Source organism: Variovorax sp. R-27, assembly GCF_049913215.1.
GTDB lineage: Bacteria > Pseudomonadota > Gammaproteobacteria > Burkholderiales > Burkholderiaceae_C > Variovorax.
Genome location: NZ_CP183984.1, coordinates 2,476,382 through 2,493,068, shown reverse-complemented (window position 1 = coordinate 2,493,068; position 16,687 = coordinate 2,476,382). Strand labels below are relative to the sequence as shown.

Annotated in this window: 15 protein-coding genes; 5 read left to right on the top strand and 10 right to left on the bottom strand. The window is 67.0% G+C overall.

The genetic code is table 11. From position 1 onward, the window contains the following. Positions 1-33: 33 nt before the first annotated feature. On the top strand, positions 34-690 hold the full coding sequence (yjgA, locus tag ACN9MV_RS11560) for a ribosome biogenesis factor YjgA (protein ID WP_426392309.1): 657 nt from the start codon (positions 34-36) through the stop codon (positions 688-690). Then, positions 687-1,277: a molybdopterin adenylyltransferase gene (gene mog, locus ACN9MV_RS11555; protein ID WP_426392308.1), complete on the top strand. Its 591-nt coding sequence runs from the start codon at positions 687-689 to the stop codon at positions 1,275-1,277. The genes yjgA and mog overlap by 4 nt, the downstream gene beginning before the upstream one ends. 4 nt (positions 1,278-1,281) lie before the next feature. Here the strand turns inward: mog and ACN9MV_RS11550 are convergent, their stop codons facing one another. The 7 genes from ACN9MV_RS11550 to czcI all read right to left on the bottom strand — a co-directional run bounded on the left by ACN9MV_RS11550 (position 1,282) and on the right by czcI (position 9,897). Continuing rightward, positions 1,282-1,689, bottom strand: a complete 408-nt coding sequence (locus ACN9MV_RS11550) for a cupin domain-containing protein (protein WP_426392306.1) — start codon at positions 1,687-1,689, stop codon at positions 1,282-1,284. A 10-nt stretch (positions 1,690-1,699) separates the two neighbouring features. Further along, positions 1,700-2,452: an SDR family oxidoreductase gene (locus tag ACN9MV_RS11545; RefSeq protein WP_426392305.1), complete on the bottom strand. Its 753-nt coding sequence runs from the start codon at positions 2,450-2,452 to the stop codon at positions 1,700-1,702. Positions 2,453-2,589: 137 nt separating this feature from the next. Then, a complete protein-coding gene (locus ACN9MV_RS11540; RefSeq protein WP_426392303.1) occupies positions 2,590-3,507 on the bottom strand; it encodes a cation diffusion facilitator family transporter in 918 nt (305 codons plus the stop codon). Next, positions 3,497-6,700, bottom strand: a complete 3,204-nt coding sequence (locus ACN9MV_RS11535) for a CusA/CzcA family heavy metal efflux RND transporter (protein ID WP_426392302.1) — start codon at positions 6,698-6,700, stop codon at positions 3,497-3,499. Before ACN9MV_RS11535 ends, ACN9MV_RS11540 begins: the two co-directional genes overlap by 11 nt. A gap of 10 nt (positions 6,701-6,710) precedes the next feature. Then, on the bottom strand, positions 6,711-8,060 hold the full coding sequence (locus ACN9MV_RS11530) for an efflux RND transporter periplasmic adaptor subunit (RefSeq protein WP_426392301.1): 1,350 nt from the start codon (positions 8,058-8,060) through the stop codon (positions 6,711-6,713). Between the two features lie 26 nt (positions 8,061-8,086). Beyond that, complete coding sequence (locus tag ACN9MV_RS11525; RefSeq protein WP_426392299.1) at positions 8,087-9,424, bottom strand: TolC family protein; 1,338 nt, start codon at positions 9,422-9,424, stop codon at positions 8,087-8,089. 98 nt (positions 9,425-9,522) lie between these two features. Next, the gene (gene czcI / locus ACN9MV_RS11520) at positions 9,523-9,897 is read right to left on the bottom strand and encodes a cation efflux protein, CzcI family (protein ID WP_426392297.1); all 375 of its coding nucleotides are present in this window, start codon (positions 9,895-9,897) and stop codon (positions 9,523-9,525) included. 161 nt (positions 9,898-10,058) lie between these two features. Between czcI and ACN9MV_RS11515 the strand changes: the two genes are divergently transcribed. Both ACN9MV_RS11515 and ACN9MV_RS11510 read left to right on the top strand, forming a co-directional pair. Then, positions 10,059-10,736: a heavy metal response regulator transcription factor gene (locus ACN9MV_RS11515; RefSeq protein ID WP_093057895.1), complete on the top strand. Its 678-nt coding sequence runs from the start codon at positions 10,059-10,061 to the stop codon at positions 10,734-10,736. Then, positions 10,733-12,067: a heavy metal sensor histidine kinase gene (locus ACN9MV_RS11510; RefSeq protein ID WP_426392295.1), complete on the top strand. Its 1,335-nt coding sequence runs from the start codon at positions 10,733-10,735 to the stop codon at positions 12,065-12,067. Before ACN9MV_RS11515 ends, ACN9MV_RS11510 begins: the two co-directional genes overlap by 4 nt. On the opposite strand, the gene ACN9MV_RS11505 is transcribed toward ACN9MV_RS11510, so the two are convergent. Continuing rightward, complete coding sequence (locus tag ACN9MV_RS11505) at positions 12,064-13,317, bottom strand: cation:proton antiporter (RefSeq protein WP_093057897.1); 1,254 nt, start codon at positions 13,315-13,317, stop codon at positions 12,064-12,066. The two genes, ACN9MV_RS11510 and ACN9MV_RS11505, sit on opposite strands and share 4 nt — an antisense overlap. A 36-nt stretch (positions 13,318-13,353) precedes the next feature. Further along, positions 13,354-13,671: a winged helix-turn-helix transcriptional regulator gene (locus ACN9MV_RS11500; RefSeq protein ID WP_093057898.1), complete on the bottom strand. Its 318-nt coding sequence runs from the start codon at positions 13,669-13,671 to the stop codon at positions 13,354-13,356. Between the two features lie 126 nt (positions 13,672-13,797). On the opposite strand from ACN9MV_RS11500, the gene ACN9MV_RS11495 reads away from it, so the two are divergent. After that, complete coding sequence (locus tag ACN9MV_RS11495) at positions 13,798-14,370, top strand: carboxymuconolactone decarboxylase family protein (protein ID WP_426392292.1); 573 nt, start codon at positions 13,798-13,800, stop codon at positions 14,368-14,370. Between the two features lie 16 nt (positions 14,371-14,386). Here ACN9MV_RS11495 and ACN9MV_RS11490 read toward each other — a convergent pair whose 3' ends face one another. After that, positions 14,387-16,684, bottom strand: a complete 2,298-nt coding sequence (locus ACN9MV_RS11490; protein ID WP_426392290.1) for a heavy metal translocating P-type ATPase — start codon at positions 16,682-16,684, stop codon at positions 14,387-14,389. Positions 16,685-16,687: the final 3 nt, after the last annotated feature.

The window sequence follows — 16,687 nt, the reverse complement described above, 5'->3', positions numbered from 1 at the left end:
CAACGCCGCACGGTGCGGCCCAGAATCCACTCCATGTCCCGCAAACCCAAAAAAGGCTATTTCGTCCGTGGCCAATTCGTTGCCGAAGGCAGCGAACTCGACCTTGAGCTCAAGCGCGAGCTCAAGGGCACCGACGAAGCCAGCCGTACCGACCTCAAGCGCGAAAGCGACGAGCTGCAGAAGCTAGGCACCGAGCTGCTCACGCTACGCGCCGGCCTGTTCGATACGCTCCAGCTCGACGAAAAACTGGTCGACGCCATCGCCGAGGCCAAGCGCATCACCAATTTCGAGGGCAAGCGCCGCCAGATGCAGTTCATCGGCAAGCTCATGCGCAAGCTCGAGCCCGAAGTGCTGGAGGCCGTTAAACAAGCCCTGTCCGAGCAGAGCATCGCGCCGGCCGCCGAAACCGCCGCCCTGCACGAGGCCGAGCGCTGGCGCGACCGGCTGATTGCCGACGACGACACCCTCGGCGGCTGGATAGAAACCCACCCCGCCACCGATTCCCAGCAGCTGCGCGCCCTGGTGCGCCAGGCCCGCAAGGACATGAAGACCGGCCCGGCCGGCGAAGCGCCGCGCCAGGGCAAGGCCTACCGCGAGATCTTCCAGCTGGTGCGCGCCCAACTGGCGGTGCACGGCGGAGCCGACCACGCGGCAGCGGCCGCCGCCCAAGACCGGGAAGAGGACGCATGAGTTCGTTCGACCCGGTCCGCATCGGCATCGTCTCGGTCAGCGACCGTGCCTCCAGCGGCACCTACGAAGACAAGGGCCTGCCCTCGCTGAAGGAATGGCTGGGCCGGGCGCTGAAGAACCCCCTCGAATTCGAGCCCCGGCTGATCCCCGACGAGGCCGACCGCATCAGCGCCACGCTGATCGAACTGGTCGACGCCGGCTGCTCGCTGGTGCTGACCACCGGCGGCACCGGCCCCGCCCTGCGCGACGTGACGCCCGAGGCCACGCTGGCCGTGGCCCACAAGGAAATGCCCGGCTTCGGCGAGCAGATGCGACAGATCAGCCTGCGCTTCGTGCCGACGGCGATCCTGTCGCGGCAGGTGGCGGTGATCCGCGACAAGAGCCTGATCATCAACCTGCCGGGCCAGCCGAAGTCGATTGCGGAAACGCTCGAAGGGCTGAAGGACACCGAGGGCGTGCAGGTCGTGCCGGGCATCTTCGCGGCGGTGCCCTACTGCATCGACCTGATCGGCGGGCCGTACCTGGAGACCGACGACACGGTCTGCAAGGCTTTCAGGCCCAAGTCGGCCATCCGCCCGCCGCGCTGAGCGGCTACTTGACCAGCGTGAGCAACGGCACGCCCTTGTCCTTGACCATCGTCACGAGGAACTTTGCAGGCTTGGTGGCACTGGCGTTGCGGCCGACCGTATGGATGTCGGCCGGGCCTTCGTAGAAAGTCTGGCCGGGGGTCAGCGTGACCTCCTTGCTGCCCTTCACGCCCATCACGATCGATCCCTCGAGCACGTACACGAAGGCGTGGGCATCGTGGCGGTGGACGGGATCGATTGAGCCTGGCGGAAAGTCGACAACGAACGTGACTGCTTCCTTGCCGGGCATATCCGCCAGATCCTTCGTCATGAGCATGGTCACGGCGGCTTCAGGGGCGGCCATGGCGGGCATCGCGACGAACGTGCCGAACGCGAGGCCGAGGGAAATGCAGGTTTTCTGAAAACGGGTCATGGGTTGCCTTTCAGGCCAGCGCACGCTGCGCAAGCCAGTCTTCGAAGCGGATCGTCCCGAGGCGCGGGGCGTTACCGGGTGTCAGCGACCGGTCGTCGAGTTGCACGCCGAAGTAGCTCGCCCCGGCATCGGTGACGACTGGCCGCTTGTCGCCGGTCGCCGCGAACAGGCGCCGAACCAGCTCGTCGAGCGGCAACGCCTGCGGCCCCGCGATCTCGATCCGGCCCCGCGCGGGCGGCTCGGCCACCACGGCGGCGAGCGCGGCGGCCACGTCATCCGCCGCCATCGGCTGTATCAACGCGTTCGACAGTCGGACTTCGCCGCCCCGCACGCTCCCGTCGGCGATACCGGCCACGAATTCGAAGAACTGCGTGGCCTGCACGATGGTCCAGGGCACGGGCGAGGCCTCGATCAGCTCTTCCTGGCGCTGCTTGGCGCGGAAATAGCCACTGGCCAGCAGGCGATCGGTGCCGACCACCGACAGCGCGATGTGATGCGCCACGCCGGCTTCCGCCTCGGCGGCCAGCAGGTTGCGCCCAGCGGTGTCGAAGAAATTCAGCGCCGGCCCGTCCTCGAACGAGGGCGAGTTGGCCACGTCGACGACCACATTGGCACCCGCCAGCGCGGCCTTCAGGCCTTCGCCGGTGAGCGCGTTGACGCCCGTCGAAGGCGACGCGGCGTTGACCTCGTGGCCTGCATCGCGCAGGCGCGTGGCGAGCTTGGAGCCGATGAGGCCGGAGCCTCCGATGATGACGATCTTCATGGTTGATTCCTCGGTGGATGGAGTCAAAAAGAACGCCCCCCGTGGACGTCCATGCGAGAAAGACGTCCAGCGGGGGGCGTTTGTGACACCGGGACCGAAAAATCCCAGGAATCGGTCAGATCGACCGGTCCGGCCAGCTAGGTGGCCGCTACCGCAGGCCCGAAGCCATGGCTCTCGGCCGCCTGTTCGCAAGGCACGCGTTCGACCTGCACGGTCGAATGGTGGATGTCGAAGCGCTCGGCCAGCAGGGCGCGCAACTGCAGCATCAGCGGCGCCATGTCATCCACATCCGGCGTGCACACCACGTGCACGCTCAGGCTCACCTTGCCGCTCGAGAGTGCCCATACATGCAGGTCGTGCAGGCTGGCGACGCCTTCGCTGCCCAGCAGCGCACGCTCGACCTCGGGCAGGTCCACGTCGTCAGGCACGCCTTCGAGCAGCACGTTCAGGCTCTCGCGCAACAACCGCCAGGTGCGCGGCAGCACCCACAGGCCGATGGCGACCGCGATCACCGAATCGACCCACGCCCAGCCGGTGAAGCGGATCACCAGAGCCCCGACGATCACGCCGATCGAGCCCAGCATGTCGGCCCACACCTCCAGGTACGCGCCCTTCACGTTGAGGCTCTTGTCCTTGCCTGCCGCGAGCAGCCGCATGCCGATCAGGTTGACGACCAGCCCGCCCACGGCCACCAGCAGCATCATGGTCGACTGGATCTCGGCCGGCGTGGAGATGCGCCGCCAGGCCTCGTACAGCACGTAGATAGCCACGAAGAACAGCAGCACCGCATTCAGCACCGCCGCCAGGATCTCGAAGCGGTAGTAGCCGAAGGTGCGCCGCCTGTCCGCGGGACGCTTGCCGATCCAGATGGCGGCCAGCGAAATTGCCAGCGCCACGGTGTCGGTGAACATGTGGGCTGCATCGGACAGCAGCGCGAGGCTCCCCGACACCAGCCCGCCGATCACCTCGGCCACGAGGTAGACCGTGGTCAGCAGCAGCGCCCAGCGCAGTGCCTTCTCGTTGCCGCCTACAGCGTGTGAATGCTCATGTGCCATGGGAGCCTTGCAATGCAGGATCGAGTGGCGCGCCATGAACCTGCTCCTGCACTTCTTCCTCTTCTTCATCGCGCCGGTGCGCAATGCGGTAGAGCAGCGGAAGCACCAGCAGCGTCAGCGCGGTCGACGAAAGAATACCGCCGATCACCACCGTGGCCAGCGGCCGCTGCACTTCGGCGCCGGTGCCGGTGGCAATGGCCATCGGCACGAAGCCCAGCGAGGCGACCAGCGCCGTCATCAGCACCGGCCGCAGCCGCGTGAGCGCGCCTTCGCGTATCGCCGCGTCCAGCGGCAGGCCGCCTTCGCGCAGGTTGCGGATGAACGAGATCATCACCAGCCCGTTGAGCACCGCCACACCCGACAGCGCAATGAAGCCCACCGCCGCCGATATCGACAGTGGAATGCCGCGCATCCACAGCGCCACGATGCCGCCCGTGAGCGCGAACGGAATGCCGGTGAACACCAGCAGGCCGTCCTTGAGGTTGCCGAACATCGCGAACAGCAGCGTGAACACCAGCAGCAGCGACACCGGCACCACGATCTGCAGCCGCTGCGTGGCCGAGGCGAGGTTCTCGTACTGGCCGCCCCACACGGTCCAGTAGCCGGTGGGAATCTTCACGTTGCGCATGGCCTCCTCTGCCTCGGCCACGAAGGAGCCGAGGTCGCGGCCGCGCACATTGGCGCTCACCACGATGCGGCGCTTGCCGTCCTCGCGGCTCACCTGGTTGGGGCCGGGCGCGATGTCGAGCGTGGCCACCTCGCCCAGCGGAATGAAGCTGGTGCGCTGGCCTTCGGCGCCCGCGCCCTTGGGCAGGGCCACGGGCAGGCGCTTGATGGCTTCGAGGTCGGTGCGCAGGTTCTCGGGCAGGCGCACGATGATGTCGAAGCGACGGTCGCCGTCGAACAGCGTGCCCGCCTCGCGCCCGCCTACCGCGGTGGAGATCGCGTCCTGCACGTCGCCCACGTTGAGGCCGTAGCGCGCGGTCTTGTTGCGATCGATGTTCACGGTGAGCATCGGCAGGCCGGTGGTCTGCTCGACCTTCACCTCGGCCGCGCCGGCGATCTTGCCCAGCACGCCCGACACCTCGGCGGCCGTCTTGTTCAGCACGTCCATATCGTCGCCGAAGATCTTCACGGCCACGTCGCTGCGCACGCCCGAGATCAGCTCGTTGAAGCGCAGCTGGATGGGCTGCGAGAACTCGTAGTTGTTGCCCGGCAGCTTCTCCACTTCTTCCTGCACCGCTGCGAGGAGCTCCTCGCGTGTACGACGAGGCTTGGGCCATTCGCTCTCGGGCTTGAGCATGATGTAGCCGTCGGAGATGTTCGGCGGCATCGGGTCCGAAGCAATCTCCGCTGTGCCGGTGCGCGCAAACACGCGTTCGATCTCCGGAAACTTCGCCTTCAGCGTGCGTTCGAGTTGCTTCTGCATCTCGACCGACTGCGTGAGGCTGGTGCCCGGAATGCGCAGCGCCTGGATGGCGAAGTCGCCTTCGCTCAGGCTCGGCACGAACTCCGTGCCCAGGCGCGTGGCCAGCAGGCCCGACAGCACCACCGCCACGGCGGCCAGCGTAATGACCAGCGGCTTGGCCGCCATGACGCGCGCCAGCAGCGGCTCGTAGCCGCGCTTGGCCCACACCATCAGGCGGTTTTCCTTCTCGCTGACCTTGTTGCCGATGAACAGCGCCACCGCCGCGGGAATGAAGGTGATCGACAGGATCATCGCGCCCAGCAGCGCAATCACCACGGTGAAGGCCATCGGGTGGAACAGCTTGCCCTCGACGCCCGTGAGCGCAAAGATCGGCAGGTACACGATCATGATGATCAGCTGGCCGAACAGCAGCGGCCGGCGTGCCTCCTGCGAGGCCGCGAACACTTCGTGGAAACGCTCGCTGCGCGTCAACGGCCGCCCCTTGTGCGCCTGTGCATGGGCCAGCCTTCGCACGCAGTTCTCCACGATCACCACCGCCCCGTCGATGATGATGCCGAAGTCCAGCGCGCCCAGGCTCATGAGGTTGGCGCTGACCTTCTGGTTCACCATGCCGGTGAAGGTGAAGAGCATCGACAGCGGAATCACCAGCGCGGTGATCAGCGCCGCGCGGATGTTGCCGAGGAACAGGAACAGGATCGCGATGACCAGCACCGCGCCCTCGAACAGATTCTTCTTCACCGTGGTGATGGCCTTGTCGACCAGCACGGTGCGGTCGTACACCGTCACCGCCTTCACGCCGGCGGGCAGCGTGCGGTTGATTTCCTGCATCTTCTTGTCGACCGCCTGCGACACGGTGCGGCTGTTCTCGCCGATCAGCATGAACACGGTGCCCAGCACCACCTCGCGGCCGTTGTCGGTGGCGGCGCCCGTGCGCAGTTCCTTGCCGATGCCGACCTCGGCCACGTCCTGCACGCGCAGCGGAATGCCGTTGGCGTTGCCGAGGATGACGTTGCCGATGTCTTCCACCGACTTCACCTGCCCCGGCGCGCGAATGAGGTACTGCTCGCCGCGCTTCTCGATGTAGCCCGCGCCCACGTTGGCGTTGTTGCGTTCCAGCGCGGTGACGAGGTCGGTCATCGTGAGGCCGTGGGCCAGCAGCTTGGCCGGGTCGGGCGCGATATGGAACTCCTTGGCATAGCCGCCGATGGAGTTGATCTCGGTCACGCCCGCCACGTTGCGCAGCTGCGGCTTGATGATCCAGTCCTGAATCTCGCGCAGGTCAGTGGGCGAGTAAGGCTTGCCGTCGGCCTTCTTCGCGCCCTCTTCCGCCTCGACGGTCCAGAGGTAGATTTCGCCAAGGCCGGTCGAGATGGGCCCGATCACCGGCGAGATGCCGCTGGGCATGCTTTCCCTTGCGGACTGGATGCGCTCGTTGACGAGCTGCCGCGCAAAGTAGATGTCGGTGCCGTCCTTGAAGATCACCGTGACCTGCGAAAGACCGTAGCGCGATAGCGAACGGGTCTGCTGCAGGCCCGGCAAGCCCGCCATGACGGTCTCGATGGGGTAGGTCACGCGCTGCTCGGTCTCCAGCGGGGAGTAGCCGGGCGCGGCGGTATTGATCTGCACCTGCACGTTGGTGATGTCGGGCACGGCGTCGATGGGCAGCTTCTGGTAGCTGAAGATGCCGAGTGCCGCCATGCCGAGCACGGCAAGCAGGATCAGCCAGCGCTGCTCGATGGAGAAGCGGATGATGCGTTCGAACATGCGGGCTTCCTCAGTGGGTGTGCGTGGCCGAGCTCTTGCCCTGCTGCGACTTCACGACGAAGCTGCCGCTGGCCGCATAGGGCGCGCCGGGCTTCAGGCCGCTCACGATCTCGATGCGCTTGCCGTCGCTGCGCCCGGTCTGCACGTGCTGCGGCAGGAAGCCGCCGGGCACGCGCAGGAACACGGTGGGCTTGTCTTCCACCGTCTGCACCGCTTCGGCCGATACGGTCACGGGGGCATCCGTCTCGGAGGCCACCAGCTCGACATTCACGAACAGGCCCGGGCGCCAGATGCGCTGCGGGTTCGTCAGCGTGACACGCGCGGTGGCGGTGCGCGTCTGCGCGCCGATCAGCGAACCCACGTACGACACCTTGCCGGTCGCGGTCTGGTCGAAGGCGCTGGAGCGGATGCTCACCGGCTCGCCGATGCGCACCAGGTTCAGGTTGTTGGCGGCCACGCTGATCTCCGCCCACACGGTCGATAGATCAGAGATGGTGAAGACGTTGACGGCCTCGCCCACCGATTCGCCGAGCGAGATGTGCTTTTCGACCACCATGCCGTCGAAGGGTGCGCGCAGCTCGTAGCGGCCCAGCGCCGATGAGCCCGGCGTGGCACCGAGTGCCAGCAGCTTCTGGTTGGCATTGGCCACTGCGATCTGCGCTTCCTGCATGGCCTGCTGGGCCTGCAGGTAGTCCTGTTGCGGGGATATCTTTTCTTCCCACAGCTTCTTCTCGCGCTCGTAGGTGGAGCGGGCCAGCTCCAGCCGGCGCTGTGCCGATTGCAGCGCGCTGCGTTGCTCCGACAACGAAGGGCTCGAAAGCACCGCCAGCACCTGGCCGCGCTTGACTTCCTGGCCGAGGTCGGCAGATACGCTGTCGACCACGCCCGCCACGCGCGGCACCACGTGGGCCGTGCGGTCTTCGTTGAACTTGATTTCGCCGGGCAGTTGCAGCGACGACTTGATGCGCGCGGGGCCTGCGCTCTCGATGGTCATGTCGGCGGCCTTGACCTGCTCGTCGGTGAAGGCGATCTTCTCTTCGTCTTCCTTGTGCTCCGACGTTGCGGCTTTTTCCTTGTCCTTGCCTTCCTCGTGGTGCTCGTTGTCGGCATGGCCCTTGGCCTCGCCGTGATCGTGGTCGTGGTCCTTGCCCTCTTCCTTGGCTTGCTTGCCGCCTTCTTCGTGATGCTCGCCGTCGCCGTGCCCGGCAGCTTCCGAATGGCCGGCCGCTTCGGGCTTGGCGGGTGATGTGCGCAGGATCATCGCGCCCGCGCCGAGGCCCAGCACCAGGACAACCGCGATGGCGATCCATTGCTTCTTGCCGACGCGCTCGGCGAAAGGTTTGCGTTCTTCGGTGTTCATGATGTGTGGAGTTCCTTGCTTGCTTGTCAGCGCGCGACGGGTGGTGTCGCGGCAGAGATGTCGTTGCCTTCGTTGCCCAGCAGTCGGTCGAGGTCACCGGCGGCGCGGTGCGCGTCGGCGAGTGCCAGCAGGTATTGCGCGCGCACCTGGAACAGCGTGCGCTGCGCGTCGAGTGCTTCCAGGAAGCTGAACTTCCCGAGCTCGAAGCCCTTGGTGGCGGCCTTGTAGGCGGTCTCGGCGCCGGGCAGCGCGTCGCGCTGCAGCGTTTCAGCGGTGGCGCGCGCGGAGCGCAGGCGCTCCGAAGCTTGCGCGACATCGGCGCCCAACTGCAGCTCGGCAGCGACGAGGTCGTCGCGCGCCTTCTCTTCGCGGCTCAGGGCCTCGGCCACGTTGCCGCGGTTGGTGTCGAAGATCGGCAATGGAATCGACAGGCCCACAACCACCTGGTTGCGCCGGCTGCTGCCGGTTTCGCCTTCGGATGCCGGAACACGCTTGGCGCCGAGCGACACGGTCACGTCGGGGATTCGCTTGGCCTGCTCCAGGTCGGACAGCGCCTTGCGCCGCTCAACTTCGAGCCGCGCCTGCTGCACCACGGGCGCCGCGCCCAGGCGGCTGGCCACGTCCTGCACCGGTGCCGGCAGCTGGTCGACAGCGCCATCCACCTGCGTGAAGCGCGGGTTCGGGTTGCCCCACAGCGCGGCCAGCTGCTGGCGCGACGAGCGCAGCGTGCCCTCGGCCTGCAGAAGCTCGACGCGGATGCCGGCCTCGGCCACGCGCGCCCTGGTTTCTTCCAGCGGCGAGACCTTGCCGGCGGCCACGCGGTTGGCCGCCGCGCGGGTGGCAGTCTGCGCAAGGCCCACGGAATCCTGCGCGAGCCGCAGGCGCTCCTGCGCGGCGAGCACGTCGAAAAAGGCGGTGACAGTCGCCGCGCGCACCTCGGCACGGCGGCCAGCCAGCGCCGACGCGGCCTGGTCGCGCGCGCGTTCGGCCGCCGTCACGCGGGCCGCGCGCTTGCCACCCAGTTCGAGGGGCTGGCTCAGTTGCAGCGTGGTGGTGCGGTTGTCGCGGCGCAGGTCTTCCACCTGCGCGTCGAGCGTGGGGTTGGGCCAGGCGCCGGCCTGGACGATGGCGGCCTCGGTGGCCTCCTGCTCGCGGAACGCGGCAGACAGGCCTGGGTTGGCCTGCAACGCCATCGCAACGGCGTTGCGCAACGTCAGCGGGCCCACGGGCTCCAGAGTGCGGGCAGCCGCGTTGGACTGCTGTGAATACGGGGTGCCGGCAGCGGCCGACACTGCGACCTGTTGTGAAAAAGCCGGGGGCGCCGCCAAGGCCAACATGGCCAGCGGCACGAAGAGCGTGCGCATCGAATTCTCCTGGGTTGCGAAACAACGGACGGACGAATTCGGCGAGAAGAGCTCAGCTGATGGTGAGTATCAGAGGGGGAATGTGTTCTCTCGCCGAATCAGAGGGCGAGAGACCAGTCGGGACGGACCGGAACGTCGGAGATGTGCGAGGCAAAGCGCTCGGCAGGCATTGCGCGCAGGGCCTGGGCCACATGCACCACGGCCAGCACGGGCTCCACCGAAGCATCCACATGCTGGGCATAGCCTGCATGGCAGATCGCGCATTCGCCGACCACTGCATTGGGCTGGGTGCTGGAGTTTTTCTGCGCGCCCTCGCCGCTGTGGCTGCGGTCAGTGCCGCGGGTTTCGCTTTCGTGGTGACCCCAGTGCTCGGGCTGCGTATCGCGCTCATGCTGGCAATACGCCGATGCCGACGCCCAGCTGAACTGGAACGGCAACAGGACGAGCAGGAAGATGAGGAGCCAGTGGCGCATTGAGGCAAAAAGTATATCGACGGCCTGCGGCGGGCATTCCGGCAATGGCCCTTCGAAATGCAGGCCCGGCGCAATGTATGACACGGGGGCAGGGTTTTGTCCGTCAATAGGATTACCGAAACGTAACCCGCTTATTGAAAGTGCTTCGATACCATGCGGCAATGAGAATACTTGTCATCGAAGACGAGCCCAAACTAGGCGACTACCTAAAAAAGGGGCTGGAGGAGAACGGTTACGTCGTGGACATCGCCCGCGACGGCATCGAGGGGAGATACCTCGCCACAGAGGGGGAATACGCATTGGTCCTGCTCGACGTGATGCTCCCCGGCATCGACGGCTTTGCCGTGCTGCAGGCCATCCGGCGCACAAAGAACGTGCCCGTGCTGGTGCTCACGGCGCGCGACAAGGTCGAAGACCGCGTGCAGGGGCTGCAACAGGGCGCGGACGACTACCTCGTCAAGCCCTTCTCCTTCTCCGAATTGCTGGCCCGTGTGCAGGCCCTGCTGCGACGCGGCAAGCCGCAGGAATCGACCGTGCTGCGGCTGGCCGACCTGGAGGTCGACCTCCTCAGCCGCAAGTGCGTGCGCAACCGCACGCGCCTCGACCTCACGGCCAAGGAGTTCACGCTGCTGCTGGTGCTGCTGCGCCGACGCGGCCAGATCCTGTCGCGCACCACGCTTGCCGAGCAGGTGTGGGACATGAACTTCGACAGTGACACCAACGTGGTCGAAGTGGCCATCCGGCGCCTGCGCAGCAAGCTCGACGACCCGTTCGAGGTGAAGCTGCTGCACACAGTGCGCGGCATGGGCTACGTCCTCGAAGACCGCTCCTGGTCTTGACCGCCCGGCCGCACTCACTCCAGAGCCGCTTGTCGCTCTGGTTCGCCGCGCAGACCCTGTTCGGGCTCAGCGTGATCTGCTTCGCCATCTACCTCGTCACGGCCTGGAGCTTCGGACAGAAACAGGAAGAGGAGCTCAACCAGAAGGCAGTGCTCGTGGAGCACCTGCTGAAAGAGGCCGAGAAAGGCGGCGACCTCGTCTTCCTGCGGCACAAGCTCGACGACTTCTTCTCGATGCAGGACGACGTGAGCCTGTCGATCTCGCATGCGGGCAAGCAGCTTTTCCAGTCCAGTCCCACGGCCGGCGGCCGCTGGATGCGGCGCGACCTCGTGGTGCCCTGGCAGCAGAGTGGCCTGACGACGCAGCTGCAGGTGCAGCTCGGCGTGAACACGGCACAGGAAGCCCGCCTGCTCGAACGGCTCGCATGGACGCTGCTGGGAGCCGTCGTGCTGGGCACGGCGCTGGTCTCGCTCACGGGCATGTGGCTGGTGCGGCGCGGCCTGCGCCCGCTCAAGGCGCTGGCCCAGCGCACCGCTGCAATGGCGCCAGACAAGGCCAACCGCCCCATCGACGCGATGGACTTCGCCGAAGAGCTGCGCCCATGGATCACGCAGTTCAACGCGCTGCTGCTGCGGGTGCAGCGCGCCTACGTGCAGCTCGAATCATTCAACGCCGACGTGGCGCACGAGCTGCGCACACCGCTGGCCAATCTGATCGGCTCCACCGAACTCGCGCTCACACGCCCGCGCAGCAACGAAGAGCTGCAGACCGTGCTCGCCTCCAACCTCGAAGAGATCGGCCGGCTATCGGGCATCGTCACCGACATGCTGTTTCTCTCGCAGGCCGAGCGCGGTGCGCCGATGCGCACGCGGGCCGTGACGAGCCTGGCGGTGCAGGCCGGCGACGTGATCGACTTCTACGACGCCATGCTGGAAGAAGCCGGCCTGCGTGCGGAAGTGAAGGGCGACGCCATGGCCGACGTGGACGCCGCGCTTGTCCGGCGCGCACTCTTCAACCTGCTGGGCAATGCGATCCGCTTCGCGGCGCCGGCTTCGACGATTCGCATCGAGATCGGGGTAGAGAACAACGATGAATTCGCAGTCGCGGTCGTCAACCGTGGCGAGCCGATCGACCCCGCCGCCCTGCCCCGCCTGTTCGAGCGCTTCTACCGCGCGGCGCAGGCGCGGGACGGTTCGACCCGGCACCACGGCCTGGGTCTGTCGATCGTGGAAGCCATCGCGCGCATGCACGACGGGCGTGTGTTCGCCGCCAACCAGGGCGGCGAGACGCGCATCGGGTTCACGGTGCGGCGCAGCAGCGACCGGGACTAGGGCTTGGCGTGCGCGGCATCCGCCGCGACTGCCGCCTTGCGGCCGATGAACAGGTTGATCAGCGGCCCCGTCATCGCCGTGGTCACGAGCGCCATCACCAGCAGCATCGTGAAAAGCTCCGGGCCGATCAGGCCCGCGTCGAGGCCGATCTTCATCACGATGAGTTCCATCAACCCGCGCGCATTCATCAGCGAGCCGGTGGCCAGGCTGTCACGCCAGCCGTAGCCCGCCATGCGCGCGCCGGCTGCGCCGCCGGCGATCTTGCCGACGGTGGCGACGCCCACGATCAGCAGCATCGCGCCGAGGCTCGCGCCCGAGAAGGCGTTGGACGTGGTGCCCAGCCCCGCCAGCGCGAAAAACAGCGGCATCAGCACGACGATGGAGATCGGCTCGATCCGCTCGGTGAGCGACTTCAGCAGCCGGTCGTCGCGCGGCAGGCAGGCGCCGAACAGGAAGGCGCCGAACACCGCGTGCAGGTGCAGCCACTCGGTGACCAGCGCCGTCGCCAGCAGGCCGAGCATCAGCGCCGCCATCACGGTGGTCGATGGTTCGCCCTCGGGCGCCTTGGCGCGCAGCAGCCGTGCGAAGGCCGGCTTGAGCCCGAAGAACAGCGCCAGCAGCACCACCGCCATGCCCAGCGTGGTCTTGAGCAGGCCCTGGTAGCCCTCGCCCGCGCCGACCATCGCGACCACGAAGGCCAGCAGGATCCAGGCGAACACGTCGACCACGGCCGCAGCGCCCAGCGACAGCTGACCGAAGGGCGTGCGCGTCATGCCGCGGTCTTTCAGGATGCGCGCCATCACGGGAAAGGCCGTGATCGACAGCGCCGCCGCGATGAACAGCGCAAACGGCCAGAAGCCGACGCCGGCCGGCGCAAGCGTGGGATGCAGCGCCGGCGCAATCGCGATGCCCAACGCCATCGGCACGACCACGCTCAGCACGCCCACATAGCCCGCCGAGCGAAGCTGCTCACGCACGCCCTGCGACGCCCGCAGCTCCAGGCCGACCACGAACATGAACAACACCAGCCCCAGCGTCGACAGCGATGAGAGCCCCTGCAGCGACTCCTTGGAGAACAGCTGCGCGTGCAGCGAGGGAAACAACGCGCCCATGACGACCGGCCCGAGCATCAGCCCCGCCGCCATCTCGCCGACCACGCCGGGCTGCCCCACATGACGGAGCACCCACCCGCATAAACGTGCGGTGGCCAGGATGACGATGAGCTGCAGCAGGAGCGAAGTGACGGACATCGAGGGGTTGGAATCGGTGAAGAAATTCGGCCGATGTTAGTTCGAAGCCGCGTCGTCGAGCCAGCGGTTGGCCCACTGGTTCAGCGGCGTGAGGCGTTTGACGAGTTCGCTGCCCGACTCGGTGAGCACATAGCCTGCGTCGGCAAGCTCGACCACGCCGACGGCACGCAGCTCCTTGAGCCGGTCGTTCAGCACCGAGGGCGACATGTCGTCCGTGCTCACGCGCAGCGCCCTGAAACTCTGCGGCAGGCCGTCGCGCAGCTCCCACAGGATGCGCAGCGTGCCCTTGCGGCCGAGCTGCTCCAGCAGCCGCATGATGGGTCGGCGCGATGCCGTGGGTTGTGCGTCTTCCATGCCGAATCCTTCGAATGACTGATTGGCGAGTGTACGTCCTTGCGCTACGCATTTCGTAGCGATAGACTGCACCCGATCGCTACGCTTTCCGTAGCGACTTCATCCACTTCATCGAAGGAATCACCCATGGCCGAGACAGCCGCGAACCGCGCGCCGAGGATCCCCCCACTCGAAGCCCCCTACCCCGAACCCATCGGCGATCTGCTCACGCGCATGACGCCGCCACAGGCGCCCGAAGTTCTCGCGCTGTTCCGCGTGATGGCCGTGAACCCCGCGCTGGCCGAGCGCACGCTCGACCTGGGTCGCTACCTGCTCGGCCGCAAGGCCGCCATCAGCCTGCGCGAACGCGAGATCGTGATCCTGCGGGTCTGCGCCCGCTGCGGCGCGGAGTACGAATGGGGTGTGCACTGGACCGGCTTTGCAGACGCGGCCGGCTTCAGCGAGACCGACCGACGGGTGATGGCCTCGCCAGACGGTGATCTCTCATTGCTCGCGGCGCGCGACCGGCTGCTGGTGTCGATGGTCGACCAGCTGCACGACACCGGCGACGTGGACGATGCGCTCTGGGAAGCCTTGAACGCACACTGGAGCCACGCGCAACTGGTCGAGCTGATGATGCTCGCGGGGTGGTATCACTCGGTGAGCTATGTGTGCAATGCAGCGCGCGTGCCGCTGGAGAAGTGGGCGGCACGCTGGTAATGCCGACAGCAACGACCTATTTCGGCACGCGCATCAACCGCAGCCCGTTCGCCACCACCAGCAGGCTCGCACCCATATCGGCGAACACCGCCATCCACATCGTCGCGCTGCCGAACACGGCGAGCACGAAGAACACGCCCTTGATGCCCAGCGCGAGCGTGATGTTCTGCCACAGCACCGAGTGCGCGCGGCGCGAAAGGCGGATGGTCTCGGGGATGCGGCGCAGGTCGTCGTTCATGATGACCACGTCGGCCGCTTCCATCGCAGTGTCGGTACCGGCCCCGCCCATCGCGAAGCCGATGTCGGCCTGCGCGAGCGCGGGGGCATCGTTGATGCCGTCGCCGGTCATCGCGGCCGCGCCGTAGCGCTGCTGCATGGCCTTGATGGCGTCGAGCTTTTCCTCGGGCAGCAGGTTGCCGCGCACGTCGTCGATGCCGGCGTGGGCGCCGATGGTCTTCGCGGTGGCGGTGTTGTCGCCGGTGAGCATCACGGGCACGACGCCAAGCGCGCGCAACTCCGCCACCGCTGCCTGCGACGATTCCTTGATGGTGTCGGCCACGGCGAACAGCGCGAGCACGGCCTTGTCCGATGCGAGCAGCGTGACGGTGCGGCCCGCTTCTTCATGGCGCTTCAATTCGGCTTCGAGCGACGGCGTGCACAGGCCCCGCTCCTCGATCAGGCGGTGGTTGCCGAGCATGTAGGCCTGCCCCGCGTGCGTGGCCTGCACGCCGCGGCCGGGCAGCGCGGTGAAGTCGCCGACCTCGTCTCGCTGCCCCTTCAAGCCTTCGGCAATGGCCTTCGACACGGGGTGATCCGAGCGGCCCGCGATGCTGGCAGCAATGGCGAACACCGTTGCCTCGTTGCCCGATGCTTCGATCAACGTGGACTCGACCAGCTTCGGCTTGCCTTCGGTGATGGTGCCCGTCTTGTCGAGCGCAACGGCCTTGAGCTTGCGTGCCTCCTCAAGGTAGGTACCGCCCTTGATGAGGATGCCGCGCCGTGCGGCCGATGCGAGCGCGCTCACCACCGTGACGGGCGTGGAAATCACCAGCGCACACGGGCATGCGATGACCAGCAACACCAGCGCCTTGTAGATGGCCTGCAGCCAGGTCCAGTCCATGAACAGCGGCGTGAGCGTCGCGACGGCCAGCGCCAGCACGAAGACGGTGGGCGTGTAGATGGCGGCAAACCTGTCGACGAAGCGTTGCGTCGGGGCGCGCGAGCCCTGTGCTTCTTCGACCGCATGGATGATGCGTGCGAGCGTGGTGTTGGCCGCCACGGCCGTCACGCGGAATTCCAGCGCGGCGGTCTGGTTGATGGTGCCTGCGAACACGGCGTCGCCGATGGTCTTGTCGACCGGAATGCTCTCGCCCGTGACCGGTGCCTGGTCGATGGCGCTGATGCCGGCGGTGACAACGCCGTCGAGCGGCACGCGCTCGCCGGGGCGGATGCGCGCGATGGTGTCGAGCACCACGGTGTCGGCCATCACAGTCTTCCAACTGCCGTCGGCCTGCTTCACCTCGGCCTGCTCGGGCGCGAGCGCCAGCAGGCTCTGGATGGCGTTGCGCGCGCGGTCCACGGCGCGGGCTTCGATGAGCTCGGCAATCGCATAGAGCGCCATCACCATCGCGGCTTCGGGCCACTGGCCGATGATGAAAGCGCCCGTCACGGCCACGGCCATCAGGGCATTGATGTTGAGGCGCCCGCGCACCAATGCGCCGAAGCCCTTCTTGTAGGTGTCGAGTCCGGCGAGGCCGATGGCACCCAGCGCGAGCACCATCTCGGCGGCCATGAAGCCCTTGCCCTCGAGCCCCATGAAGGAGATCGACTCGGCCGCGATGGCCAGCACCAATGCGGCGACGAGGCGCGCGAGGCCCATGCTCATGCCCGCGATGCGCGCTGGCGCGACGGGTTTCGCGCCTGTCGCTTCGACTACAGGCTCGGGCTTGAAGCCGGCCTTGCGGATTGCATCGAGCGCCAGGGGCAAGGCAGCAGCGTCCGCCGTGATCGCCATCGTGCGTTCGCCAAGGCGAAAGCGCAGACCCTGGACACCGGCTACCGGCTCCAGCGCGCGGCGGATCTCGGACTCTTCGACGGCGCAATCCATCGTGGGAATGCGAAAGAGCAAGGCGCCCTTCGGAATATCGGCCGTGTCGACGACGGCTGGCGACGAGCCGCAGACCGGGTTGCCGCAGCAGGAGGTTTCGGCCGGAGCATGCGCATGCGTGTGTCCGTGTGCATGGCTGTGACCATGGTCGTAATCGTGCGGGTGAAGGGCCGGAGTGACCGGGTTCAGAGTGGTCTGATTCGTCATGGA